This window comes from Dactylosporangium sp. NPDC051485 (assembly GCF_040682015.1).
GTDB lineage: Bacteria > Actinomycetota > Actinomycetes > Mycobacteriales > Micromonosporaceae > Dactylosporangium.
In genome coordinates, this window is the sequence record NZ_JBFAZW010000001.1 from 84,045 (window position 1) to 109,475 (window position 25,431).

Here is a 25,431-nt window from a genome sequence, read left to right on the forward strand (position 1 = left end):
CAGTACCGGCTAGCGGCTCGACGCGCGATCCGCTGTTCGAGGAGTTGCTCCAACCCCTGCTGCAGCGCACTACCGCAGCAGGGGTTGCGCTGGGGACTGTCCCGGCCGCCGACATCGCCTATGGCACGTACGGCATCGTGGCCGGGCTGCTGCCCGACGGCCGTGACGCCCGGGTGGCCGGCTACGTCGTCGCGACCCATCACGCGGTCGCCGGGTACGAGGGTTGGACGCCGGAGCCTTGCCTGGTCGTGACCGTTGCCATCAGTCCCGAAGCGCTGGACGGCATCGCCGTCGCCGTCTCCCCGGGCGCGGACATCACGGTGGTGGCGCCACCGCCTGATGCGCCGGCCGGAACCGCGGCACCGTGGCGGCAGATGCCGGTCATCGACCAGGTCACCGCCGCCCTTGCCGAGGCCGGCCAGCGCCTGCACGAAGACCTCGATGCGCAGGGCCGGACCCGGTGGACGATCCCCGGCGTCCGCCGCGAGTTCTCCGACGTCGAGTCGGTCGCCACCTACCTGTTCGGCGACGGCGTATGGCGTGGCCGGGTCGACCCGCTGCTCCGGCAGCCCCTGGTTGATCAGGCGGTCACGGAAGGCCGCTGGAGCAGCCCCACCGCCGACGGGCCGACCCAGTTGCGGGCGGTACGCCGAGGCGCCCACGGCACGATCACCGGCCTGGTCGATGGTGCCGAGGCCACCGTGGCCGGCACGTATGACCGGTGGTGGACGCCGAGCCACGGCACGCAGCGCAGCGCCGTCGCGCAGGTGGCAGTGCAGGTCGCCGCTCCGGATGGCCGCGCCAACCGAGACCGGGTGGTGACGGTGGCCGTGCCGGTGGCCGGCGCCCACTTCACGGTCATCGACCGGCCGCCGCAGCCCGAATCGGCAGCTGCCGAACCCGCGGTGCCGGCTCCGCTCGCGGCGTCGGATGACATGCTGCCCGTCGACTTGCCGTCCCGGCCGTCGGCCGCACCGACCGGGCTTGCTCCTGCCGCACAGGGTGCCGCTGCGGCGGTCGCGCCGGCCGTCGAAGACGATGCCGATGTCGGCGCGGTCATCCCCGAGAAGAGCAGCGTGAATGGCGGTGCCGATGCCGACGTGGTGTTGCCGCCGTCGGGTGAAACGGCGCGAGTGCGGGCCAATCTGGACGCCCTGCGAGTCCTGCTGCACGGCATCGAGGCCGAGCAGCGCCCAGCAACGAACGAGGAGCAGGCCGTGCTGGCCCGGTGGTCCGGCTGGGGCGCCACGCCGGGCCTGTTCGACGAACGCACCCGGGAAGCCGGGCGGTTCGCCGCCGAACGCGCAGAGCTGCAGCAGCTACTCGGTGATGACGCGTACCGGGCTGCTCGGGCCACGACACTCAACGCCCACTACACCGACCCGCGCCTCGCGGCGGTCGTGTGGGCCGCGGTCGGCACCCTCGGCTTCGACGGCGGCTCGGTCCTGGAGCCCGGCTGCGGCAGCGGCAACTTCCTCGCCGGCGCCCCCGCCGGAACCCGGCTGCTGGGCGTGGAGCTCGACCCGCTCACCGCACGGATCGCCCAGGCCCGGTTCCCGCACGCCGACATCCGCGCCGAGTCGTTCGCCGACACGCAGCTGCCGGACGCCGGGCTGGATCTCGTGATCGGCAACGTGCCGTTCGGCAGCCACAAACTGCACGACCCGACGCACAATCCACGGCGCCGCCACAGCATCCACAACCACTTCATCCTCAAGGCCCTGGCCGTCACCCGGCCCGGTGGGCTCGTCGCGCTGATCACCTCCCGATACACGATGGACGGCCGCGACGACGCGCACCACGATGCCCGCCACCAGATGGCGGCCCTCGCAGACCTGGTCGGTGCGGTCCGGCTGCCCAGCGGCGCGCACCAGGCCGCGGCCGGCACCGACGTCGTCACCGACCTGCTGGTGTTCCGGCGTCGCGAGGCCGGCCAGCCGCCATCAGGGCCAGGCTGGACGGCCGTGCGGTCCGTCGAGCTACCCGCCGCGAACGACGGCGGGCAGGCCGAGACGTTCGACATCAACGGCTACTTCCTCGACCGGCCGGAGCTCGTGCTCGGGCGGCAGCTCACCGGCACCGGACGTGCCCGCCCGACGGTCGTCGTCGAGCCGGACACCACCGACGTCGCCGCCGCGCTGGAGGGTGCCTTCCAGCAGATCGCCGCAGCTGAACCGGTGGCTGCGGCGGTGGTGCTCCGCGGTCCCACCCCGGACCAGGAGGGACTGTTCGTCGACGCCGGCGACGGGCGGTTCTGGCAGGTCCGCGACGGCCGGCGGGCCCGCCACGAACCGCCGCGGACCCAGGTCGCCGAATTGCGCGCCCTGATCGGCCTGCGGGAAACGATCCTCGGCCTGCTCGACGAGGAAGCCGCCCACCGCGCCGACACCCCGCTCACCCGACGGCTGCGAGCCGACCTGAACCAGCAGTACAACGCCTACGCTGCCGCGTTCGGCGCCATCAACCGGTTCCAGTCCTCTACCAGCACGAAGGTGGACAAGGACACCGGCGAGCTCGTCGAGACGGAACGGCGGACCTACCCGCGGATGGGCGGGTTCCGCTATGACCCGTTCTTCCCATATGTCGCGGCGTTGGAGAAGTTCGACGACGACACCGGGACCGCGGAGAAGGCGGAGGTGTTCCGGCAGCGGGTCATCACGGTGCCGATCCCGGTCGAGCGGGTCCAGTCCGCTGATGACGCCGTCGTGGTGTGTTGGGACCGGCACAACGAGGTCCGGCTCGACGTCGTCGCGTCCCTGCTCGGCCTGGACTCCGAGGCGGCAGCCCGGACTGCGCTGGACGGGCTGGTGTTCGAAGACCCGCAGTCCGGTGCGCTGATCCGCAAAGCCGAGTACCTGTCGGGCAACGTCCGCGCCAAGTACACCGCCGCGCAGCAGGCGACCCAGACCGATGCGCGGTTCGCCGGCAACGTCGCAGCACTGCGGCAGGTGCTCCCGCGGGACCTCACGCCGGCCGAGATCAGCGCCCGGCTGGGCTCGCCGTGGATCGCCGCCAGCTACGTCCAGCAGTTCCTGCGCGAAATCCTCGACGACTCCGGGGTGACCGTCTCCAACGTCGGTGCCGCTTGGTCGGTCAGCGGCGCCGCCAAGACCGGCGTCCTGGCGACCACCGTGTGGGGCACCCGCAGCCGGACCGCGACCGACCTCGCCGCGAACCTGCTCAACAGCCAGAGCATCGAGATCACCAAGACGATCGGCACCGGCACGGACAAACGCACCGTCCGCGACGCCGAAGCGACCGCGATGGCTCAGGCGAAAGCCGAGCAGCTCGACGGCAGGTTCCGGGCCTGGCTGTGGGAAGACCCCGACCGCTCCGCCGAGCTGGCCCGCACCTACAACGACCGGTTCAACGCGAGAGTCGTGCGAACCTACGACGGCGAACACATCACCGCTCCAGGCATGTCCGCCGCGTTCACGCTGCGCCCGCACCAGATGGCCGCCGTCGCCCGGATCAGAAACTCGCGCGGGGTCGGGCTGTTCCACGGCACCGGGGCCGGCAAGACCCTGGAGATGATCGTCGGCGGCATGGAACTGGTCCGGCTCGGACTGGTCAGCAAACCGGCGTACGTCGTGCCCAAAGGTGTGCTCGGCCAGTTCCGCCGCGAGTTCCTCCAGGCGTATCCGCGGGCCAAGGTGCTCGCCGCGGACACCGAAGACCTCGAAGGCGACAAGCGCCGCCAGTTCGTCGCACGCTGCTCCACCGGCACCTGGGACGCGATCATCATCAGCCACGGCGCGTTCAAGAAGATCCCGGTCTCCCGCGCCAACAAGGTCGCCTACCTCAACAAGCAGCTCGATCGGCTCAAGAGCCACCTGGAGAACGCGGTCGACGCGGACCGGTTCTCCGTCAAAGACGTCGAGAAGCAGATCCAGACGCTGCAGGAACAGATTAAGGAGCAGCTCGCCACTCCCAGCGACCCGGGTGTGGAGTTCGAGCGCACCGGCATCGGCTACCTTTTCGTCGACGAAGCGCACACCTACAAGAACCTCCGGGTGATCTCGGCGATTAACGAGCTGGCCCACCGCGGCAACCAGATCACCGCGGACCTGGACATGAAGCTGGAGTACCTGCGCACCATCAGCCCGCGGGTGGTCACCCTCGCCACTGCGACCCCGATCGACAACAGTCCGTCGGAAATCTTGACGATGACGAAGTACGCCGCGCCGGAACTCCTCGCTGAGATGGGCATCGTCGACGACGACCAGTACCACGCCGCGTTCATCCAACCGCGCCGAAGGGTCGAGATGCGCCCGGACGGCTCCGGGTTCACCTCACGCACCCGGCACACCCGCTTCGTCAACCTGCCGGAGCAGAAGCAGCTGATGTACTCGTGGGCCGACGTCAAACTCAAGGAACACCTTGACCTCGGCGAGCCGGTGATCATCGGCGGCAGACCGGAGATCCTGTCCGTGCCAGCCTCGTCCGAACTGCACGGGCACCTCGTCTCCCTCGCGGCACGCGCCAAGGCGGTCACCGGCGGTCACCCGGACCAGCGGCTGACCACCGGGGGCGTGCTCCGCGACGACAACATTTTGTGGATCTCCACCGACGGGCGGACCGCGTCGCTGGACCTGCGGCTCATTGGCGAGCACACCGACGCACCGCAGAAACTGGACGCCGCCGCGGACTGGCTCATCGACACCTGGCAGCGGCACCGCGACGACGTCTACACCCGCCCCGACGGAACCCCCGACCCGATCACCGGCTCCCTGCAGCTCGTGTTCTGCGACCTCGGCGTCCCGCGCGACGGACGGTGGAACGTCTACGACGGGCTCCGCGACGCCCTCGTCGCCCGCGGGATGCCCGCCGACGCGATCCGTTTCGCGCAGGACGCCACCAGCCGGCGGCAGAAAGACCAGCTCGACCAGGACGCCCGCGACGGCAAGATCGCGGTCCTGGTCGGCAGCCGAGCCGGGCTCGGCACCGGACGCAACATCCAACGCCGCGTCATCACCGTGCTGCAGCTCGACCCGACCTGGAAACTCAGCCCCGTCGTGCAGAGCCTCGGCCGCGGCCAGCGCCAAGGCAACGCCAACCCGGCCATCCACCACGTGTTCGTCGTCACCGAAAACTCGTACGATCCGTTCCTGTGGCAGAAGGTCGACGACAAGGCCCGCTTCACCAAACAGATGCTCGACCCGAACGACACCACCCGCATCATCGACGCCCAGGACGGCGACGGCGACGGCCAGATCGACCCGGCGGTCATGTTCGCCGTCGCGGCCGGCCGGCCCGAACTGCTGGAACTGCACCGCATCGAAGAGACCGTCGGCGCGCTCCGCCTCGAACAGCGGATCTGGGCCGACGAACAGGTCACCCTCAAGGCCACCGTCGAGCAGAACCAGCGCAGCATCACCGAGCTGCACCGGGCCGTCACCGACCTCGACGACGTCCTCGCCCGACGGACCGACACCCGCGGCGAACAGTTCACGATGACCCTCGACGGTGCCACGTTCGACAGCCGCTCCGCTGCCGGCACCGCACTGGTGGAGCGCCTGCACCGCAGCGTGCACACCGTCTACGGACGCAGCCGCCTCGACCTCGGCGTGCTCGGCGGCATCGAAGTACACGCCGACATCGAGCCCGACCTGCTCGGCCATCGCGCACTGCTCAGCCTCGCCGGGGTCGCCGACAGCACCATCGAACTGACCCAGCACCACCTCGACGCCCTCGCCGCCAGCGAAGGGCAGGACCGCATCGGACTCATCCGGCAGTTGGAGAACAAGCTCACCGCCGCCGACGACCTCCGCGCGCGGCAACAGGCAACCATCGACCGGCTCCAAACCAACATCGGCCGTGCCACCGACCGGATCGGCAAGCCATTCCCCCAGCAGGGCGACCTCGAACAGCACGCCGCCAAGCTCGCCGCCCTGCACCGCAAACTCCGCATCGTCGACGCTGCCGTCTCCGACAGCCCCGCCGCGCCGATCGACGACGCCAGCGACACAACGGACGACGGCCGCAGCCTGCGCGGACCCGACACAGCTGACGCCCGCCGCTCGCCCGGCGCCGACCGTCCAGCACCATCCGAGCACAGCTCCGCGCCCACGCCCGGTACCGGCAGTGCGGCCGTCGCACCCGGCCAGACGCCCCCGGCAGATCTGTCCCCAGTGGCGGCAACCGAACAGGGCCGGCACACCGACGACACGAGCCACACTGGCCGCGCCAGCGCCGGTGCCAGCCCCGACGGCGTGCAGGCACCGACGGGCCAGCCGGCGGCAGCCGAGGCGGGCCTGCCGGAGCTGCACCGACGGCGACGCGGCCATCCCTTCTACCCGCCGGCCGAGGTCGCCGCGGCACTACCCCGGCTGTACGGCACCGACGGCATGCCGCCCGAGCAGACCGTGCTGCACGTGCACTACTTCGGCGGCTCGACCGACGTGTGGCTCGCCGAATACGACCCCGGCACCGGTGAAGGCTTCGGCTACATCAACCTCGGCGATCCGGCCGACGCGGAGTGGGGCTACGTCAGCCTGCCCGAACTGGAGGCGATCAACCGTGGCCTGACCATCATCGAACGCGACCTGCACTGGACGCCGGTCCAGGCCGGCGACGCGGACCTGCCGGGACCCCGCGCACCTCGTCAACAGGCCGCACTGCCACACCAGGCAGCCGCCCGGACGCCGGCAACGCCGACACGGTCCGACGTCCCACCCGCCCGGCCCGTCCCGCCGGGTCCGCCAGCCTCTGACCCAGAGGCCACCGGCACGCCGCAGCCGCTCAGCGCACCGCGGGCCGACAGCACCCGCGCCGTGACGACGCAGTCCGGCAGCAGCGGTCAGCCGGCGGCGGCCGAACCCGGCCCCGGCACCGCAGCAGCGACGCCTCCACAGAACGCCGCACCAGCCCCGGCCATCGACGTGGCGGCACCTGCCACCGAACTGGCCACCGCGGCAGCCGACATCGCTGCAACGCCGCCGTCCTGGGCGGAGCGGATCCAGGTGACCGACGACCCGAAACCCGTCGTCCGAGGCACCAGCGGCGGCCGTCGCGAGGACGGACTTCGCGGGCTGCTGAAACAGCACCGCTTCCGCTGGAATTCGGCGAACCGCGAATGGCACTACAACGGCCGGCCCGACGACCGCAACGCCGCACTCGGCGACATCCGCCGCTGGCTGGCGGCGCAAGACCGCGCCGACGGCCACACCCGGGCCACGCCCACAACGATGACCCCCACCCCGCAGCAAGAACGCATCATCGAAGCGTTCCAGGCCGGGCACGCCGTCGCGGTGCAAGCCCTCGCCGGAACCGGCAAAACCTCGACGCTGCTCATGCTCGCCAACGCCCGACCAGACGCCCGGATCGCCTACATCGCGTTCAACGCCCCCATTGCGGCCGAAGCCGCGGCGAAGTTCCCACGCCACGTCCGGGCCGCCACCGCCCACTCGTTCGCCAGGGAGGCGCTCGGCACCGGGCCCCTGCGGGACAAGCGGATCCGCGCCGGCGCCCGCTGGCCGGAGGAATGGGCCGCGCACCTGAACATCGAGCCGCACGTCCACGCCGACGGCAGCGGCATGACGGACGCCGACCGGGTGGCCCGCCTGGTCATCGCCACCGTCCACGAGTTCCGGCAGAGCGACGCCGACATCATCACCGGCCGGCATCTCCCCGGCGACCTCGCGATCGATCAACCCGACCTCGCCCGCGTCGTGCTCGATCACGCCCGCACCGCATGGGCCGACCTCACCCACCCCACCGGCAAGCTGTTCTTCGACCACGACGACTACCTCAAAGCGTGGGCGTTGAACCACCCGGTCATGCCCTACGACGTGATCTTCTTCGATGAAGCGCAGGACATCAACCCGGTCCTGCGCAAGCTCATCCAGGACCAGCCCGCGCAGACCATCGTGGTCGGCGACTCCAACCAGGCCATCTACGGCTTCCGCGGCGCCATCGACGCCCTGCACGACTGGCCCGCCGACACCGAACTGCCCCTCACGCAGTCGTGGCGGTTCGGCCCGGCCGTCGCCGAGGTCGGCAACCAGTTCCTGACCTTGCTCGGCTCCCGGTGGCGGCTGAGCGGCAACCCGGCCCTGGACAGCAGCATCGGCGACGTCGAGCTCCCGGACGCGGTCCTCGCCCGCACCAACGCGGGCGCGGTCGCCGCAGTGGCCGACGCCTTCGACGCCGGCCGGCGCGTCGCCCTGGTCGGCGGCGGCAAAGCCATCGAAGACATCGCCAAGGCCGCCCAGGACCTCCAGGCCGGCCGACCCACCAACCACCCGGAACTGGCCCGCTTCACGTCCTGGAACGACGTCCGCGCCTACGTCGACGACGCGGAGACCGACGCCGTCTCGCTCCGCGCGTTCGTCACCCTCGTCGACCGGCGCGGCGCCGACCCGCTCCTGCAGATGGTCCGCGACCTCATCAACGAAAACGAGACCGGGCCGGACGGCCATCCCGCGTACGACGTCATCGTGTCCACCGCCCACAAAGCTAAAGGCCGCGAATGGGACCGCGTCCGCATCGCCAGCGACTTCCCACAACCCCAAACCAACCAGCAGACCGGCAAGACCGTCCTACCCAACGCCGAGCAACTCCGCCTCGCCTACGTCACCGTCACCCGAGCCCGCCGTCAACTGGAACTCGGCTCCCTCGCCTGGATCAACGAACCGGAAACCCAGCACGCCGGACCAGCCCCACTGCGCGCGGCGACCGCCGAACGAGGTCCGACAACGGCACAATCGGCAGATCCGACCGCAGCACCCCGGCCACGCCACGCCGACCTACCAGCGCCGCATGGGGAGCCGCAGGTCCCGGTACAGCGGGCCGAACCGGGGACAGGCACGGTTGAGCGCCCGGCGGACAGCGACCGGGAGCGCCAAGCCAGTCCGGCGGCAACAGCGGGCGCAGCCGGCGAACCGCCGGCAGCCGAACCGGCTGGGGTGCCTTCCGGCGAGGGCGGTCTGACGCCCACGCAACTGTACGTGGCAAGCGAAGTCGCCAAAGCCGGCACCGGCTACAGCACCGCCGCGCACCGGTTCGGCGCCTATCTCCAATTCCCGACAGCCGAGCTCGACACACTGCCAGCGACCGTCCAGACTGCCCTGCGCGCCGACCTCGAAACGGTGGCCGCGGCCGGCAGCCCTCGGGAACAGTCCACGGCCCTGCTGCTTACCCGTCGGTGGTTCGGCGGGGGAGCCGAGCACACCACGGCCCAGCAGGACGCCATCGCGGCGGCGGGCGTCCCGTCCCTGCACCGCGACCAGGCCCGCGTCAGCCTGTACGGTGCGCTGTCCGCGGCGCAATTCACCGCGCTGGATGCCGTGCATCAGGCCGCGATCCGCGCCGACCTGGCCGACATCACCACCAGCGGCGCGACGAAGACCATCCCACGCAACCGGACGACGACCGGCACCACCATCCGAGGCGTCACCGCCGACCACGTCGACGCCGCGAAGGCGCTGCTGCGCGCCGTCGACCTCGACCAGCGCCCGCCCAGGAGCAACGCCGACAAGGTCGGCTCTCGAGTATGGCTGGCACACCTCAACCCCGGCGACCAGATCCAGCACCGAGACCGCACCGTCACCGTCGACCGAATCGGCCTGGACGGCCGGACCTACCTCACCGACGGCACCGCCATCACCGACCGCACCCAACGAGCGATCCTGGTCGCAGCGGCGACGCCGACGAGCCCGACGCCCGCCACTGGCGACACAGCACCGCGGCAGCGTACCGAGCCACCCCCCGGCGAGCAGCCGAGCGACACGGTGACACCCACCGCCGCCGGAACCGGCATGCTGGCCCCGAAGGCCCTGAGCCACTTCACGGCGGTCGAGCAGGCGACGATCCGCATCGCCGTCGACGACCACGCCGGCTTCTACGCCCTCGGGCCGCTGCACACCGGAGCCTCCTCAACCGCCCGGTACGTCAGCGAAGGCCACCTCCGGGATCTCGTGGAGCAGCACAGCCTCGCCACCGTCTGGACCGCAGTCAGCGCCATCATCGACGCCAACCCAGACGTGCTCGAACGCTCAGACGCGGATAGAGAACAACTCCGCGCGGACCGCCATCACGCGGCCGGACAGGCCGCTGCCGACGCGCTCACAGCATTCACGTCAGCCGACTTCGACGCCGCCGAGCGACTCGCTCACCAGGGACGACTCATCGACCCCGACTATCGCCCCGGACGAACTGCACAACGCCCGTACGGCATCTCCTGGGATGACATCGACGCGGCAATCGCCAACGCGCGGCAGCCGGACCACGGACCGGGCGACGGGTCGGACGCAGCAGTCGAGCACCGACCGGAAGACGGCGCCACGCAGCCGCACTACACCGCCTCCCAACTCGCCAAACTCGACACGGCCGTACCGCACGCCCCCGGGGCCGGCCGGCCGGCCGCTACCCCTGCTCGCCACCATGCTGACGCCAACAGCGACTACCACACCAGCGCCACCCGGTGACCTGCATCGAGCCGAAGCAGCGCGGCGCGTCTGCCGCAGACGTGCCCCCGAAGAGTGGCACCCACCTACACGCCGATCACCGAGACGGCGACCAGTGCAGCTGCATACCAGAACGGTCCTTGTGGCAGGTGGGTTTTGCGTGAGGCCCGCCGCGCCGCGACGAGGCCGATGCCCACCGCGGCCGTACCGCCGGTGGCCAGCAATGCCATGGCGTACAGCGCCAGCCATCCGCTCCACGCCGCGGCACCGCCGACAGCCAACGCGAACCGCACGTCGCCCCACCTGACCGCTACGGGGAAGGCCAACGAGCACAGAGCCACCACCGCGGCGGACCCCAGTCCGCCGAGCATCAGCCGCAGCCACGGTTCGAACGCATCCGACGCTACGGCCTGACCAAGCAGCAGCACGCCGAGGCCGCTCGCGGCCAGATAGCAGAGCCTGGCGGGCAAGCGGCGTACGGCGAGGTCGACGAACATCAGCGCCGTCCCTACCGCACTCCACCAACCGAACGCCACCAACGTCAGACCCCGCATCCCCGCCATGACCAGCAGCGCCAGTGAAACGACAAACACCACCTCAACGGTCCACGGCGGCGGCCCAAGCCGTTGATCGCAGATCCCGCACCGCGCCCGAGGCGTGAGCGACGCCGCGTCTCCCCTCGGACCAAGGAACGTTGAACATCGGGGGCACGTCCGTCGCCACGATCGGCCGACCGGCACCGCGTGACGCACGATCGCCCACCGCAGCAACGGCGTCACGAGGATCGCGCAGCACAGGGCACGTACGATCACGCCCGGCAACCGATGGTCGTTGACGACCGGCACTGCGGCCACTCGCAGCTCAGCAGCACCAGCCGAGTCGGAGAGCTCAGTCCCTTCCAACCCATCGCCGCGGCGCCGTCCCGCCGTGGGGGCGGACCCGTCCCTGCGTACAGACACTCCGTACCTCCAGCTGCGCGAGCCGATACGACAGCCCCTGTCGTATCGTGTCGAGCACCCTCTGCGCCACGGTCCGTGAGGTCCGCACCGTCAGGTGCGTAGCACCCAGCAACGAAGCGGGTGGCGCTGCGCGAATTGCCCCACGAACGGGCAGGGGACAGCCGCGATGAGGCTGCACTGGCCACGCAAGCCGCGGTTCCGGCAGCCAACGTACGCGCTGTTCAGTGGCCGCTACTGTCATGCCTGCCCGAGGAAATATCACGCAGGCGCCGACCAATGGCGCTTGCACTCATCGGGCTGAAAACCTGCACGAACCAGCGGCACTACGGCATGGGAGTTGCTCGACGCGACGTGGAAAAGATGCGCGTGCGTACCATTCGATCGTCTGGCGAGCGGAGCAGGTTGGTCCACAACGCTGTCGCGGTGCGTCAGGCACGGCAGTCGGCGCGGACATCGAGCGGTAGTCCACAGCCACCCAGCAAGGCCCGGAATTTCTGTCTCTGGGACGACGGTAATCGGGGGTGGTCGCACCGAGGCGCCGCCGAAGGCTGATCCTTCGGCTGGCATCACTGTTCCGGAGGTGGGTCGTCGCCGGGTTCATCGCTGTCGGGTTCGTCGGCGGAGTCGTCGGGCCGGCGATGCTTATCATAAAGCTCGCTGATCTGGGCAAGAAGGTCGACGATCGAACGTCCGTCTGGCGTGAGGGTATGGGCGCGCTGCGACTTTGTGAGTGCGATCTTCTGTACGAATCCGTCGTCGGTTAAACGTCGTAGCGTCTTGCTCAGCACCCCTTCGGTGAGCTCGGGGTACTCCTTGCGAATTGCACGCTCTAGTTGCATGTATCGCATCGGTCCGTCGGACACGTGCGTGAGGACGACGAAGTCCCACTTACGAGCGAAGATCCTTTTCGCATTCTGTTCATGCGGAGATTCCACGCAGCTCCCCCTCAGCCCCCGCCGCTCATCGCCGTATCCGGATGTGGCGATGAGTTAGGTCATGCGCAACCTTCAAGGTCACAAGGTGCAGCGGCTCTGTCAAGGGAAAACTCTTGTGATGAACACGACGCACGCCGATATGCGCACTTCATGCCGCTCTGTGCATTGTGTGCATAATCCGCATAACAGTATGAAACGGTCGTTCAGGCGTTACGTGATTGAGTAGCTGTCGGCGGCAGGACGAGTAATTGCCGCCGTCAGTGCGTCAAGCAGCTCCACCAGCGCTCGCCCAGGAGTCGTCAGCGCGTACGGGCCTGACGGTGAGCCCTCGACTGGTTCCACCATCCCCAGCGCGCGAAGTGCCTTGAGTTCATCGAGGAACAACCCTGCGTCCACGCCGCCCGGAATCGCGTCAGGTAGCGGCTTCCCGTCGGCAACCGTGGCGAGGGCCTGCAGCATCAGCGGTCGTCCGATGAGGTCGAGCGCTGATCCCAGAGTCTCAACGGTGATGGGCTCGGCCACCGAGCGGCCCCCTCGCGGTCGGCTGTCCATGCACGGCGGTAAATCCGCGGCGCCGTGATGCGGTCAGTGTGGACCCGTGCATGAGGGATGGGCAACACCCGAAGAGGTGAGTGAATCCACGATTTCGGTGTCTCCAAGTACGCACCTTCAGGAACGTACCTCGCGGTACGGCGATTGCGGACCGTGGCGGGGCGGCTGCGTTGCGAGGTATGACCTTGTGGACGGTGTTGCAATTTGCTGCTGGAGGTGGCGGAATGCTCGCGCGGGGGGACCGGTCCGGCCCGAATGGGGTGCGCAGGCCCATGCGAACCAAGAAGACAGTGCGGCTCCGATCCGGGCCTGTGACGGGCGCATCGAACGGGCACGATGGCGGAGTGACCCGGTGTCGTGGTGCTGCCCTGCACCGCTGGTACCGGGCTGGTCGCACGCGCAGCAGCGCTGCGTTCCATCGTTCTGCCTGGGAGGTTCACATGATCCGCCGTACGCACGTTGTGGCTGAGTTGGCTGCGCTCACGATGGTCGGCTGCAGTTTGGCCGGGTGCACCGGCAAGGGACCATCGGCGCCGCCGTCCGCAAGCCCGGCGGCCAGTACGCCGTCCCCCTCGCCGACGGTCGACCCGAGCGTTGCACAAGCGGTGCAGTCGGCAACCGCGGCGTATCGGGGATACATCCAATACTGGGCAATCGCCTCGCAGGCGGCGGACCCGAACAACCCTGACCTGGCGCGCTACGTCGCTGACCCGTTGCTGAGCTTGACCCTGCACAACATTCGGCGACTGCGTGACAACGGCCAGGTTCAACTTGGTGCCCAGACGGCAACGATCGTGAGCACGCAGGCTGATCTCGACGCCGCTCAGCCGACCGTGACCATTCACGCGTGCCTCGACTACAGCGCCTTGAAGCTGGTCTATAAGTCGAACAGCAGTCCCGTGCCCAACAGCGCCATCAAGAATCCGAAGCTGTCCACCATCGCTACGGTGTGGCGCTACCAGACCGGCCAGTGGCTGGTGAACAAGATCGACGACGGGACGGACCCATGCTAGCGGCCCGCATTCGGTTGCTCGCAGGTGTCGTTGCCGGTGCGGCTCTGACCGGCGCGCTGCTCGTCAGTGGAGGTGCAAGCGCCGTGGCTGCGGTAGGGCCGGTCCTCCTAGCGGGTCCGAGCGGCGGCGGAGGCTGCGACCAGAGAGCCGATCCGTGGTGCTGGTCCGACGGCAACGGGCCACCCAAAGGCGGTGGAGGTGGTGGAGGTGGCGGAGGTGGCGGGTCCGGGTGCAGCTGGAACGGGCAGAGCATGCCGTGCACCGACCCGGATTTCGGCACCTACACCGGGGGCGGCTGCTACTGGAAGGCCATGGTCCCGCCGCCGCCGGCACCGCCGCCCGGCGGACAGGACCCCGCCACCGGCGCTTGGGGCATCATGACCTGCTACACCTCGCCCGGCAGCGGCTATGTGACGCAGGTCTACTACTGGAATCCCAACCCGCCGGACGCCGGCCCGACGCCGGCGGAACTGGCGCAGCAGGCCCTAGCAAAGCTGCACCTGCGGGGGGCGCAGATCGGCGTCGCTCCGCAACCCGGCGGCAGCGGTGCGGTGGGCCTGCCGGTGTGGATGTGGACGGCGGTCACGCCGGAGACCTGGGGTCCGCAGTCCGCCAGCGCAAGCGGCGGTGCAATCACGGTCACCATCACCGCCAAGGCGTCGCGGATCGCCTGGAACATGGGCGACGGGCACAGCGTGAGCTGCGCCAACCCGGGCACCCCGTACGCCGCGCGCTACGGCAACACCGATTCGCCCACCTGCGGCTACCGCTATGCCCAGCCGTCAAGCACCACGGCGCACCCGCATGGGAGATACCAGCTCACCGCCACGACGTACTGGACGGTCACGTGGGCCGGCGGCGGACAGACCGGCGTGCTCAACCCGACCAGCCAGGCGCAGAACAGCATCGAGATCGGCGAGATTCAGGCGGTGAACCAATGACCACCATCAACCGCAGCACCATCGACGCGGCGAGCGCACCTCCGGCCGCTGCGACCGCGTCGCTGGCACGGCTGCCGCGGCGACGCAGCCTGGGCATGTGGGCGCTCGGCGTCGTCCTGGTCGTGCTCGGCTCCGTCGGGGCCTACATTCTCGTCGTCCAGGACGGCATGACCCACCCGTACCTGGCCGTCAGTCACAAGATGCCGTTCGGTGCGACCATCCAGGACAGCGATCTCACCGTCATCAACGTCAATGCGGCCGTCGGCCTGGAGGCCATTCCCGCGGCACAGCGTGCCCAGGTCGTCGGCCAGCACGCGGCAGCCGATCTCTACCCCGGCACGTTGCTGATCCGGGACCAGTTGACGACGACCGCGATTCCGGCGGCCGGCCAGCAGCTGATCGGCATCGAGCTGAAACCGGGGCAGTTGCCCGCACGCGCGTTGAAGCCGGGCGATGCGGTCATGTTAGTGGTCGTCCCGCCGACTGGCCTGGCCGGCGTCCCCGACCCGCAGAGCAGCACGGCCGCAGCGCAACCGTCCAGCATCCCCGCCACCGTGGCCGGGACCACAGCGCCGGCAACGAACGGCAATGTGCGGGTGGACGTGGCGGTGTCGACGGCCGACGGGTCCGTGGTGGCGGCGATGGCTGCGGCCGGCCGCATCGTGCTCGTCGTGACCACGAGGAGCTGACGATGGCGTTGCTTGCGGTGTGTTCGGCGAAAGGGTCACCTGGCGCGACCACGACGGCGCTCGCGTTGGCGTTGACCTGGCCACGACGTGTCCTGCTGGCCGAGTGCGATCCGGCCGGCGGCGATCTCGCCGCAGGATTTCTGCGTGAGGTAGCCCTTGACGGTCGGGGGTTGGATCGGCTGACCTCGACGCTGGCGCGCCGGCCGTTGACCGACGGCATGCTGTGGAACGAACTGGTCGACCTGGCGCCGGCCGGGGACGCAGCCCGGACCAAGCTGCTGCTTCCCGGGCTGGCCGACCCGGCGCAGGCCGCGACCTGGGCCGAGCCGCAGCGGCGTGGCCAAGCAGCGGGCTGGGACCAGCTCGCGGCGCTGTTCCCGACGCTGCGCGACGGCGCGGATGAGTACGACGTCCTCGCGGACTGCGGTCGACTCGTGGTCGCCCACCCGGCAACCCCACTCGTCACCCGGGCCGATCTCGTCCTGCTGGTGCTGCGTCCCACGCTGATCAGCGCCCGCGCTGCCTCGATCGCGCTGCAGCATCTGCACCAGCCAGGCCGTCCACCGGTCGGTCTGATCACGATCGGGGACGGCAGCTATGGCACGAAGGAACTGGCCTTGGAGCTGCGGACGCCGGTCGTAGCGGTGTTGCCTGATGACCGGAGGAGCGCCGACGCGCTGCACAGCGGCAGAGCACCTCGCTTTGGGCGATTGCTCCGCGCGGCCGGCCGGGCCGAGTCCGCAATCCGGCAGCGGTCCGACGAGGACGGCACGCGGACTGCACCACCGGCGCGGTCGGGCCGTCGCCGCAGCAACGAGGAGGTCGGCGTTGTCCACTGATGCGCATCACAACGGCAACGGCCACCACCTGGACCGATCGGCGCTGGGCGCTGCTATCCGGGCACAGATCGACGGCCGTCGCACCGTACCTCCGCTGCCGGGGCCGGTGCCTCCGGACGAACCTGCGCTGGCATCGCGATCCGTCGTTCCGCTCGACGATGAGGTTGTCCGGGCCCTGCACGAGCAGGCCGCGCAGCTGCTCGCCGCGGAGTTCCGCACCAACACCGACCAGAGCCCGGAGGACCGGCAGGCGATCGGCGAGGACATTTCAGCGAAGGTCGTACGGGCCCACGTTGACGCCCGTCGGCAGGCCGGTGAACGGATCACCGACGAGTATGAAGTGCGGCTCCTCGATATGGTCTTGGCCTATCTCTTCGGACTGGGGCGTCTGCAGCCGGCCACCGACGATCCCGATGTCGAGAACGTCATCGTGCTGGGCCACCAACGCGTGCGGATCGAGTACGCCGACGGGCGGGTCGAGACCGGTCCGCCTGCCGCTGCCAACGATCACGAACTGCTGCAGATGATTCAGCGCATCGCCTCGGTCGGCCAGCGCAACGAGCGGGCCCTGACCGCGGCGAAGCCCACCCTGCACATGCGGTTGCCGAACGGCAACCGGCTCGCGGCGATGCACGTGGTCACGCCGGCGCCGGTCATCGTGACCCGTCGGCACCGCACCAAACGGGTCAATCTGGAGGACATGGTCAATCTGGTGGCCATCGATCCGGTGTTGCGGCAGTTCCTGGCTGCGATCGTCCGGGCCAACCTCAACGTCATCCTCGCCGGGCCGCCCGGTTCGGGGAAGACCACTTTGATGCGGGCCATGGCGACGGAAATCCCGCGCAGCGAGTGGTTCGCCACGATGGAGTCAGAGCTTGAGCTCGGCTTGCACGAGACCGGCGAGTTCGACTGGGTACTGCCGATCGAGGCGCGTGAAGGCCACGGCGACATCGGACCGGACGGGCGCCCAGCCGGTGAGGTGTCGCTGGAGCAGCTCTTCCCGGACTCGCTGCGGTTGTCGATGCGGCGGGTCCTGGTCGGGGAGGTCCGCGCGGCCGAGATCGTGCCGATGTTCGACGCGATGAACACGATGCGGGGCTCGATGTGCACGCTGCACGTCCGGCACGCCGACGGCGTGCTCTTGCGTATCGCCGAGCTGCTGATGCGCTACGGCGCCGCGAACTCCCTGACCGGTGCCTGGCTCACCGTGGTCAATGCGTTGGACTACATCGTCTACTGCGACATCATCGACGAACGCCCGATGGGTGGTCAGCAGCACCGATTCGTCAGTCACGTCATCGAGGTCGTGGGAATGGGCGACGGGCTGCAACCCACCACACAGGTGATCTTCGGCCCCGGGACGGACGGGCGGGCACGGCCGAAGGTCCACCCGCAGAAGTCCCGCGCGCAACTGCTGCGCACCGGGTTCGACCTCGACTGGCTGAACCGGACCGACGGCATGTGGACGCAACCGCTACGGACCATCATCGGCGGTGGCACATGAGCCCGGCACTGCTGGCCGCGGTGTCGGCGGCCGTCCTGCTCGCCGGCGTGGTCGTGATCGTCGTCGCGGCGGTCGGCACCCACCAACCGGCCCGACCGCCCTCAGCAACGCTCAGGAGACTCAAGGCCGTGCTCGGCTTCGGCCTCACGGCCCGGCAGCGGAACTCGCGGCAGCTGCTGCTCGGGCTGGCCCTCGGCGCGACCGTCGCGGTCTGGGTCTACACGGGCTGGCCGGTCGGCGGGTTGACCGCTGGAGCCGCTGTACTGGTCACGCCGCTGCTGTTCACCGTCGGCGCCCGGGAACGGGAAGTGATCGAGGCGCTGGAAGCGCTGGAGGTCTGGACCCGGCGGCTGAAGAATCTCGTCCTGACCGGACACGGCCTGATCTCGGGAATCATCAACAGCGCTCGGACCGCACCGGCCCCGATCGCCGCGCAGGTCGCTGACCTCGCCGCCGACCTGCAAGCCGGCGCCGACCCCGAGGTCGCCCTGCAGCGGTTCGCTGACCGGCTGGACGACGTCCGCGCCGACGAGGTGATCACCTCGTTGATGCTGCACATCAGCGACCGCGGTCAGCGACTCTCCGACGTGTTGGAATCGGTCGCCAGCACCGCCGCCGCCGAGGTCGCGATGCGCCGGGACATCGCCGCGGACCGTGCGGAGCCCCGGTTCGTGGCGAGGTTCATGACCACGCTGACGTTCCTCGTGCTGGCCGTGCTGTTCCTCAGCGCCGCCTACGCCCGCCCATACGGGATGCTCGTCGGGCAGCTCGTCCTAGCGGCCAACATGCTGGTCCTGGCCGGGCTGCTCGCCTGGGTACGGCTGCTGACCCGGGCGATTCGACACGGACGTTTCCTCGTCCCGGCGGGACACCGTCCCGGCCCGGCGACCCCGCAGCACCGCACTCGGTCAGGTGAGCGGGAACGGGTGGCCGCCCGATGAACAGCCGAGTCCTGCTGGTCCTGCTGACCGGTGCCTTGGTCGGTCTCGGCATCCTGGCCATCGTCCGGGCGATCCGACCCGCAGCGCCTGCCCTCGGGCCGGCGCTGCGCCAGCTGCGGGCACCGACCGCCGACGATCGCCGACCCGTGGTCCACGTTCACGGGCCGCTGGGCATGCTGGCCAACCGGCTGCGCATCCCCGCGGCCGAGCTCGCCCTGATCGGCTACAGCCCGGAGCGGTACCTCACCGAGAAGCTGGCGTTCCCGCTCATCGGGCTGCTGTTCTCGCCGATGTTCTCGCTGGTCCTTGCCCTGTCCGGCCTGCATGTGGGCCTGCTCATCCCGGCCGCGGTCGGGCTGCTGTTCGCCGTGGTGCTCTTCTTCCTGGTCGACGTCTCCGTCCGCCAGAAGGCAGCAGAGGCCCGCGAGGAGTTCAGCCGGCACGTTGCGATCTACCTCAACCTCGTCGCGCTGCAAATGGCCGCCTCCCGCGGGCCGTCGGAAGCCCTCGAAGCTGCAGCGGCCCGCGGCGGCTGGGTCTGTGAGCGCATCCGTGAGTCCCTGCGCGTCTCCCGGCTGCGGCTCGAACCACCTTGGGAAGGGCTCAAAGACGTCGCCGCGCAGATCGGTGTGCCCGACCTCGGCGACGTCGGCGACATTATGACCCTGGCCGGCGATGAGGGCGCCCAGGTGTACGACACCCTGCGCAGCCGCGCGAAGTCCCTCAACTCCGCCCTCCTGGCGAAGGACAAGGCACGCGCCAAGACCGCCACAACCGTGCTGTACATGCCGACCAGCCTCATGGTCCTGGTCCTCTTCGTCGCCGGTGCCTATCCGTTCCTGTACCGGCTCGTCACCACCTGAGGAACTCTTCGTCACGCGACGGGGAGAGAGGAGAAACGATGAAACACCACACACCAACGACCATCGCGTTGCGTCGCCGCTGGCACGCCGCACGCGTCGATGACCGGGGCGCCACCAGCATCGAGTGGGCGATGTTCGCGCTGCTCGCCCTGTTCGTCGCCGGTCTCGTGGTCGGCGCCATCGTCATCGCGATCAACAACCGGATCCCCGGAATCAACTAACCGCCATGGAATCGGCACATCTTGCAGCAGGTGTCGCCGCGCAAGCGCCCCGCCGGGAGCACCCCCGTCCCCGGCGGGGCCGGCGCGACGACCGCGGCTCCGGCTCCATCGAATTCGTCATCACCGCCGCCGCGGTGCTCATCATCGTGTTCCTGGCCATCCAGGCCGCCAACTACTTCTACGCGCGGTCCATCGCGATGGCCGCCGCCCAGGAAGCCGTGAACGCCCAACGCGCCTACAACGCCGCCCCCGGCACGGGACAAGCCACCGCGGAATCGTTCATCGCCTCGACCGGCGACAGCCTGTCCGACGTCACGATCGCCGTCACCAGCGACGGCCGGACCGTGCAGGCCACCGTCGACGGGCACTGCCTGTCGATCGTCCCCGGCTTCTGCGCCGCCGTCGGCGTCCACGCGACCGTCCACGGCACCGTCGAGCGGGTGACCAGCCCATGACCGCACGACACAACCGGCAGCGCTTGGGCGACGACCGTGGCTCGGCGGCGATTGAGGCGGTGATCGTGGCGCCGGTCCTGCTCGTGCTCGTCGGTGTGGCCATCGCCGGCGGGCGCATCGAAGTGGCCGGCGGCGCCATCGAGGGGGCCGCGCACGACGCGGCCCGTGCTGCGTCGATCGCCCGGACCGAAAGCCAAGCCCGCACCGACGCGTACAGCGCCGCCAGCGCCACCCTCGATCAGCAGGGACTGCACTGCGCACAACTCACCGTCGTGGTCGACACCAGCGGCTTCGCCGTGCCGGTCGGCCAGCCGGCCACCGTCGCCGCGTCCATCACCTGCGTCGTCGACCTCAGCGACATCGTCGCCGACGGTCTGCCCGGTTCACGAACGATCAACGCGACGTTCGTCAGCGTCCTGGACACCTTCCGGACCCGCACATGACCGCGCCCCCACGGCCAGGCCGCTTCCAACGAAACGACGAAGGCCGCATCGCCCTGCTGGCGCTCGTGCTGGCCTTCGCCGTGCTCGTGATGATCGGACTCTCCGTCGACGGCGGCGGCAAGATCCGGGCAATGGAGAGGGCCGACAACGTCGCCAGCGAAGCCGCTCGCGCGGCCGGACAGGCGATCCTCGCGCCGCAAGCCATCGAAGGCGGCGAGAAGGTCGTGGACCCGGCCGCGGCTGTGGCTGCCGCGCAACACTACCTCGCCGCCGCCGGGGTCACCGGCGTCGTCGACATCGCTCCGGACCGCAAGCACATCACCGTCACCGTGACCATCACCTCCACGACCCTGTTCCTCGGCCTGATCGGCATCAACACGCTCACCTCGACCGGGCACGCCACCACCGTACTGGTCGCGACCTGACGCACCGACGACGCCGAGTCCAGGAGAGGAGCAGACCGTGCCACGCAACATCACCCGGAAGCGACGGCGAGGACACCGCGTCCGCCGTATCCTGGCCGGCTTCGCAGCACTGACCGCCATCGCAGCGTTCGTCACCGTCGTACCGCTGGCACTGCTGGCCGCGTGGCGGGTCCTTGGGCCGCCGCTGCCGTCCGTCCACGACCTGACCGGCCCGGACGACGGGACCGTGTTCGTCCGCACCTTGTGCCTCGTCGGCTGGCTGGCCTGGGCGCTGTTCACCTGGTCGGTGTTCGCCGAAGTCATGGCCCAATGGCGCGGCTGGCAAGTCCCCGTGTGGGGCTGGCAACGTCGCACCGCCGCCGGCCTGGTCACCGCCGTCACGATGATGTTCAGCTCTCCGGCGGTGGCCGCGACCGCAGCACCCGCCGCGACACCGCCTGCGGTGGTCTCGATCCTGCCGGCCGCCACGGACACCACCGACGGCACCGGCGGCACCACGATGACGAGCAATCCGGACGTGCCGCGCCAGTACGTCGACCACGTCGTCCAGCCCGGTGAGCAGATGCCGACCCTCGCCGAACGGTATCTCGGCGACCGCTACCAGTGGCGAACCATCGCTGAGGCGACCTACGGCATTGCGCAACCCGGCGGCCAGGTCCTCAAAGCAGGCGACACCCGCATCTACCCGGGCTGGACTGTCCGAATCCCCACCAGCACGACAGCACCGGTCACCATGATGCCCGTCGCGTTGAGCACGTCGACTGCGAACGCCGCACCGGTGTACGAGGTCCACAAGGGCGACTGGCTCTGGCACGTCGCCGAACGCTTCCTGGGCGATCCGGAACGCTACCCCGAAATCGCCGCGCTCAACCCCGAGCTCATCACCGACACCACCGGCGTCCGCGGACCAGACCACATCGAACGCGGCTGGCGACTGACCCTCCCCGCAGACGCCCACGACCGGGGCCCCACCAGCCACGCCACCGGCACCTTGACCATCCCGCAGGTAGCTCCACCGGTCACGCAACCCGGCGATCCCGGTGCCGGATCGGATAACCCCGACACCGACACGTCGACCACCACCGCACCGCCCGCCACCGCGCCCAGCACGACGGCGAGCGCATCGACCAGCGCAACAGCTGCACCAAGCGCATCAGGAAGCACAAGTCCGCGACCGAGCGCCACCACGCAGGCTGGATCATCCCCGGCACCCACCAGCCAGCCGTCCGCGTCCGCCACAGGGGCCCGATCGGAACAGGCCGACGAGGCCGGGCTCTTCGACACTGTCCTGCGCATCGGTGCGCCACTCATCGGGGCCGCACTGCTCGCGACCCTCACGTTGCGGGTGCTCGGCCGCCGCCGCCAGCGTCAACAGCACCACCGTCCAGTCGGACGCCGCCTGCCCGAACCGGCCAGCCCCGCAACGGAGAAGCACATGCGCGTCGTAGCCGAGCCGGCCGCGGTTGACCGCCTGGACCACGCACTGCGCGCCCTGGCCATGCAACTCGCCGGCCGTACCACCGACCAGATGCCCGACATCGTCGGCGCCTGGCTCCGCGGCACCCAGGTGAACCTCCTCCTGACCAGCCCACAGGCCGACGCACCCCACCCATGGATCAGCGACGGCCTGTCCTGGACCCTCGCCGGCGACGCATCGCTGCCAGAATGCGACGGCCAGCTCGCACCGCTCCCTGTCCTCGTCGCGATCGGTTCCCGCCCCGGCATGCACCTGCTCCTGGACCTCGAACGCCTCGGCCTCCTCACCATCACCGGCGACCCGGCCGCCAGCGGCGGCCTGCTGCGCTACCTCGCCGCCGAACTGGCCCTCAACAGCTGGAGCGACCATGTCGACGTCCACATCGCCGGGTTCGACGCCGAGGAAACCAGCGAGCTGCTGGCGCTGAGCAGCGACCGCCTCACCGCCGCGTCCAGCGTTGCAACCGCCATCGAACGCATCCGACGCCGCGCGGGACAAGTCGTGCAGTCACTCGATTACCTCGACGCCGGGGACCCTCTGGCCGGCCGCATCGGCGATGTCGCCGCCGACGCGTGGATGCCCCAGGTCTTGCTCGTCAACCAACCGCAACCCGACGAAGTCACCGACCTGGAAGCTCTCGACAGTGATCTTGCTGCCATCGGCCGGTGCGCTGTCGCCGTGGCCGTGACCAGCACCGGACCCATCGGACGCTGGCCAGTAGCTGTCGACGCCGACGGCGTCCTGAACATTGCATTCCTCGGCATGGACGACGAGGACGGCGTGAACGCCGCCCAGCTGCCGCGCGCCGAGTTGAGCCCGCTCGCCGATCTCCTCGCCACCGCCCGACGAGGTGTCCCTACGCCCGACCACCGCGACGCCGACCGTGGAGCCGCAGAGGAGTGGCCGGCGGTCCCACCTGCCACCGAGAGCAACCCCTGGGCACACGGCACCGATGCCGCTGGTGCACTCATCGACACCAGCAGCGGCCCCGCAGCCGAGTATGACGATGCAGCAGATCCTGCCGACGACGACGCACCAGAACCCGACGATCCCGGGTCGCGGCCGTCTCCCGAGGACGAGCACGCACCTCGACCGACCTCAACTGACGCCGAGGGCACCAACTTGCAGCCGAACGGCGGCGTCGAACCCGGAAGCGTTGTCGGACGGCAGGCGGTGGTTGCGTTGGTGGGGCCACCGCCGACCCGCAAGCGGGTGACTGCGGCCGTACGCGCACACCGCCACAACGACCCAACGCTTGACGCTGACTTCCGCGCCTGGAGCGATGCCGACCCGACGCGACCACGCATCGCCATCCTCGGTCCAGTAACCGTCGAAGCCCCCGGACAACTGCCCGACGAGCGCCTCCGCTTCTACGCCGAGATCATCACCTACCTCGCGGTCCGCGGACAGCACGGCGTCACCACCGACCAATTCGACGATGCCATCTGGCCCGAGCAACAGGTCAAGGCCAATACCCGCCGCGTCGCCGTCGCCCGCGCACGCCGTTGGCTCGGCGAGACCCCTGACGGCGACCCTTGGCTGCCCGACGCTACAGCCGACCGCCGTTACCGGGTGCGCGACGGTTACCTCCTTGACTGGATACTGTTTCGGCGACTGCGAAGCCGCGGTGAGAGCCGGGGACCGGCGGGAATCAGCGACCTACGCAACGCTCTCGCACTCGTTCGGGGCGCACCGCTCGCCGGTGCAGACATCGCATACTCCTCCGTTGCCCGCAGCCCCTTCGCGTGGCTACCAACCTCCGAGATTCAGCCCCATCACCTCGCCGCCGCTGTCGTGGACACCTCCCATCGCCTCGTCGAACTGAGTCTCGACGGCGGCGACATCCCCGGCGCTCGATGGGCCGTCGAACAAGCCTGGCTGGCAGACCCCGAGCGAGCCAACGACATCGCGTGGCGAGACCTCCTGCGCGTCGCCGCCGCAGAAGGCAACGCCGCCGAACTCGACCACCTGCTCGACGAACTCATGACCGCCCGCGACGCCGAAATCCCAGAAGACCTCGACAAAGAGACCTACCGACTGCTGTGTGACGTCATGCCGGAACGTATGCGGTCCGGCGTCCGGTAGGCCAGCTCCACTACTGGAGGGAGAGCAGGATGCCGCTCTGGATACCCGCCGCGTTGGTGGGGATCTCATTCACCGTCATCGTCTTCGAGGACCGGCTCGCTCTCAGCGGGTTCGAAGTCATCCAGTGCGCTCTGCTTGCGCAGGCCGGCCCCGGCTTCATACTGGCAACCCGGCTCGTTGGGCACATAACTTCCACGATGCCATTGTCCGCCGCCGTGCAATGGACAGTAACGGCGAGCACCCCGACGCTCGTCGTCGTGCTCATCGTTGTGGGAGCGACATCCAAGGGAGCCCCACAAATTACTGTGCCGGTCCTAACGTGCAGCCGGTGCGGCGAATCCCTCAAAGGCGCCAACGGACGGTACTACTCCGAAACGGGCTACCTCTGCCCTCCTGAACAACGTGACCCCCAGCACCGCCGACACCGCTTGCCAGGTAGTCGTTAGCTCGGTATAGGCAGAGCAAAAGGAAGTTGCGGCTCGGCTCGGCCACCCAACCACGACGTTCAGCCGAAGTCCCGCGATTTGCACGTCGCCAGCGCCTACGTCACCTCGACATCCGACCGTGCCGATCTTGGACCAGGATCGACCGCTAACGCTACGGCCATAGCGTGCTCGACGCAGCGCCCGGCAGGGCAGACGACCGTCGCGCATAGTGCTGCCCGCGACCCCGCGGATGTGCCG

The 25,431-nt window shown here is 69.6% G+C and carries 16 protein-coding genes; 13 read left to right on the top strand and 3 right to left on the bottom strand.

The features are described 5' to 3' along the window. Positions 1-44 precede the first annotated feature (44 nt). Positions 45-10,427 carry a UvrD-helicase domain-containing protein gene (locus tag AB0M46_RS00385; protein ID WP_363331992.1) on the top strand — a complete coding sequence of 3,461 codons (10,383 nt, stop codon included), beginning with the start codon at positions 45-47 and terminating at the stop codon, positions 10,425-10,427. Positions 10,428-10,492: 65 nt separating this feature from the next. On the opposite strand, the gene AB0M46_RS00390 is transcribed toward AB0M46_RS00385, so the two are convergent. The 3 genes from AB0M46_RS00390 to AB0M46_RS00400 all read right to left on the bottom strand — a co-directional run bounded on the left by AB0M46_RS00390 (position 10,493) and on the right by AB0M46_RS00400 (position 12,822). After that, positions 10,493-11,002, bottom strand: a complete 510-nt coding sequence (locus AB0M46_RS00390; protein ID WP_363331993.1) for a hypothetical protein — start codon at positions 11,000-11,002, stop codon at positions 10,493-10,495. 929 nt (positions 11,003-11,931) lie between these two features. Further along, complete coding sequence (locus AB0M46_RS00395) at positions 11,932-12,300, bottom strand: winged helix-turn-helix transcriptional regulator (RefSeq protein WP_363331995.1); 369 nt, start codon at positions 12,298-12,300, stop codon at positions 11,932-11,934. 210 nt (positions 12,301-12,510) lie between these two features. Beyond that, positions 12,511-12,822, bottom strand: coding sequence for a hypothetical protein (locus tag AB0M46_RS00400; protein ID WP_363331996.1), 312 nt, complete (start codon positions 12,820-12,822; stop codon positions 12,511-12,513). Between the two features lie 470 nt (positions 12,823-13,292). On the opposite strand from AB0M46_RS00400, the gene AB0M46_RS00405 reads away from it, so the two are divergent. The 12 genes from AB0M46_RS00405 to AB0M46_RS00460 all read left to right on the top strand — a co-directional run bounded on the left by AB0M46_RS00405 (position 13,293) and on the right by AB0M46_RS00460 (position 24,748). Then, on the top strand, positions 13,293-13,865 hold the full coding sequence (locus AB0M46_RS00405; protein ID WP_363331997.1) for a hypothetical protein: 573 nt from the start codon (positions 13,293-13,295) through the stop codon (positions 13,863-13,865). A gap of 251 nt (positions 13,866-14,116) precedes the next feature. Beyond that, the gene (locus AB0M46_RS00410) at positions 14,117-14,806 is read left to right on the top strand and encodes a hypothetical protein (protein ID WP_363331998.1); all 690 of its coding nucleotides are present in this window, start codon (positions 14,117-14,119) and stop codon (positions 14,804-14,806) included. Further along, entirely contained in the window at positions 14,803-15,495 is a 693-nt protein-coding gene (locus tag AB0M46_RS00415; RefSeq protein WP_363331999.1) for an SAF domain-containing protein, read from the top strand. Before AB0M46_RS00410 ends, AB0M46_RS00415 begins: the two co-directional genes overlap by 4 nt. Before the next feature lie 2 nt (positions 15,496-15,497). After that, a complete protein-coding gene (locus tag AB0M46_RS00420; RefSeq protein ID WP_363332000.1) occupies positions 15,498-16,334 on the top strand; it encodes a ParA family protein in 837 nt (278 codons plus the stop codon). Between the two features lie 355 nt (positions 16,335-16,689). Further along, a complete protein-coding gene (locus tag AB0M46_RS00425; protein WP_363332109.1) occupies positions 16,690-17,838 on the top strand; it encodes an ATPase, T2SS/T4P/T4SS family in 1,149 nt (382 codons plus the stop codon). After that, on the top strand, positions 17,835-18,779 hold the full coding sequence (locus tag AB0M46_RS00430; RefSeq protein ID WP_363332001.1) for a type II secretion system F family protein: 945 nt from the start codon (positions 17,835-17,837) through the stop codon (positions 18,777-18,779). The genes AB0M46_RS00425 and AB0M46_RS00430 overlap by 4 nt, the downstream gene beginning before the upstream one ends. Next, positions 18,776-19,642: a type II secretion system F family protein gene (locus AB0M46_RS00435; protein ID WP_363332002.1), complete on the top strand. Its 867-nt coding sequence runs from the start codon at positions 18,776-18,778 to the stop codon at positions 19,640-19,642. Before AB0M46_RS00430 ends, AB0M46_RS00435 begins: the two co-directional genes overlap by 4 nt. A 38-nt stretch (positions 19,643-19,680) precedes the next feature. Continuing rightward, a complete protein-coding gene (locus AB0M46_RS00440) occupies positions 19,681-19,863 on the top strand; it encodes a hypothetical protein (RefSeq protein ID WP_363332003.1) in 183 nt (60 codons plus the stop codon). 5 nt (positions 19,864-19,868) lie between these two features. Beyond that, positions 19,869-20,318: a TadE family protein gene (locus AB0M46_RS00445; protein ID WP_363332004.1), complete on the top strand. Its 450-nt coding sequence runs from the start codon at positions 19,869-19,871 to the stop codon at positions 20,316-20,318. Next, on the top strand, positions 20,315-20,761 hold the full coding sequence (locus tag AB0M46_RS00450; protein ID WP_363332005.1) for a TadE/TadG family type IV pilus assembly protein: 447 nt from the start codon (positions 20,315-20,317) through the stop codon (positions 20,759-20,761). The genes AB0M46_RS00445 and AB0M46_RS00450 overlap by 4 nt, the downstream gene beginning before the upstream one ends. After that, positions 20,758-21,186, top strand: a complete 429-nt coding sequence (locus AB0M46_RS00455) for a pilus assembly protein TadG-related protein (RefSeq protein WP_363332006.1) — start codon at positions 20,758-20,760, stop codon at positions 21,184-21,186. Before AB0M46_RS00450 ends, AB0M46_RS00455 begins: the two co-directional genes overlap by 4 nt. 37 nt (positions 21,187-21,223) lie before the next feature. After that, positions 21,224-24,748 carry a peptidoglycan-binding protein gene (locus AB0M46_RS00460; protein WP_363332007.1) on the top strand — a complete coding sequence of 1,175 codons (3,525 nt, stop codon included), beginning with the start codon at positions 21,224-21,226 and terminating at the stop codon, positions 24,746-24,748. Positions 24,749-25,431 lie beyond the last annotated feature (683 nt).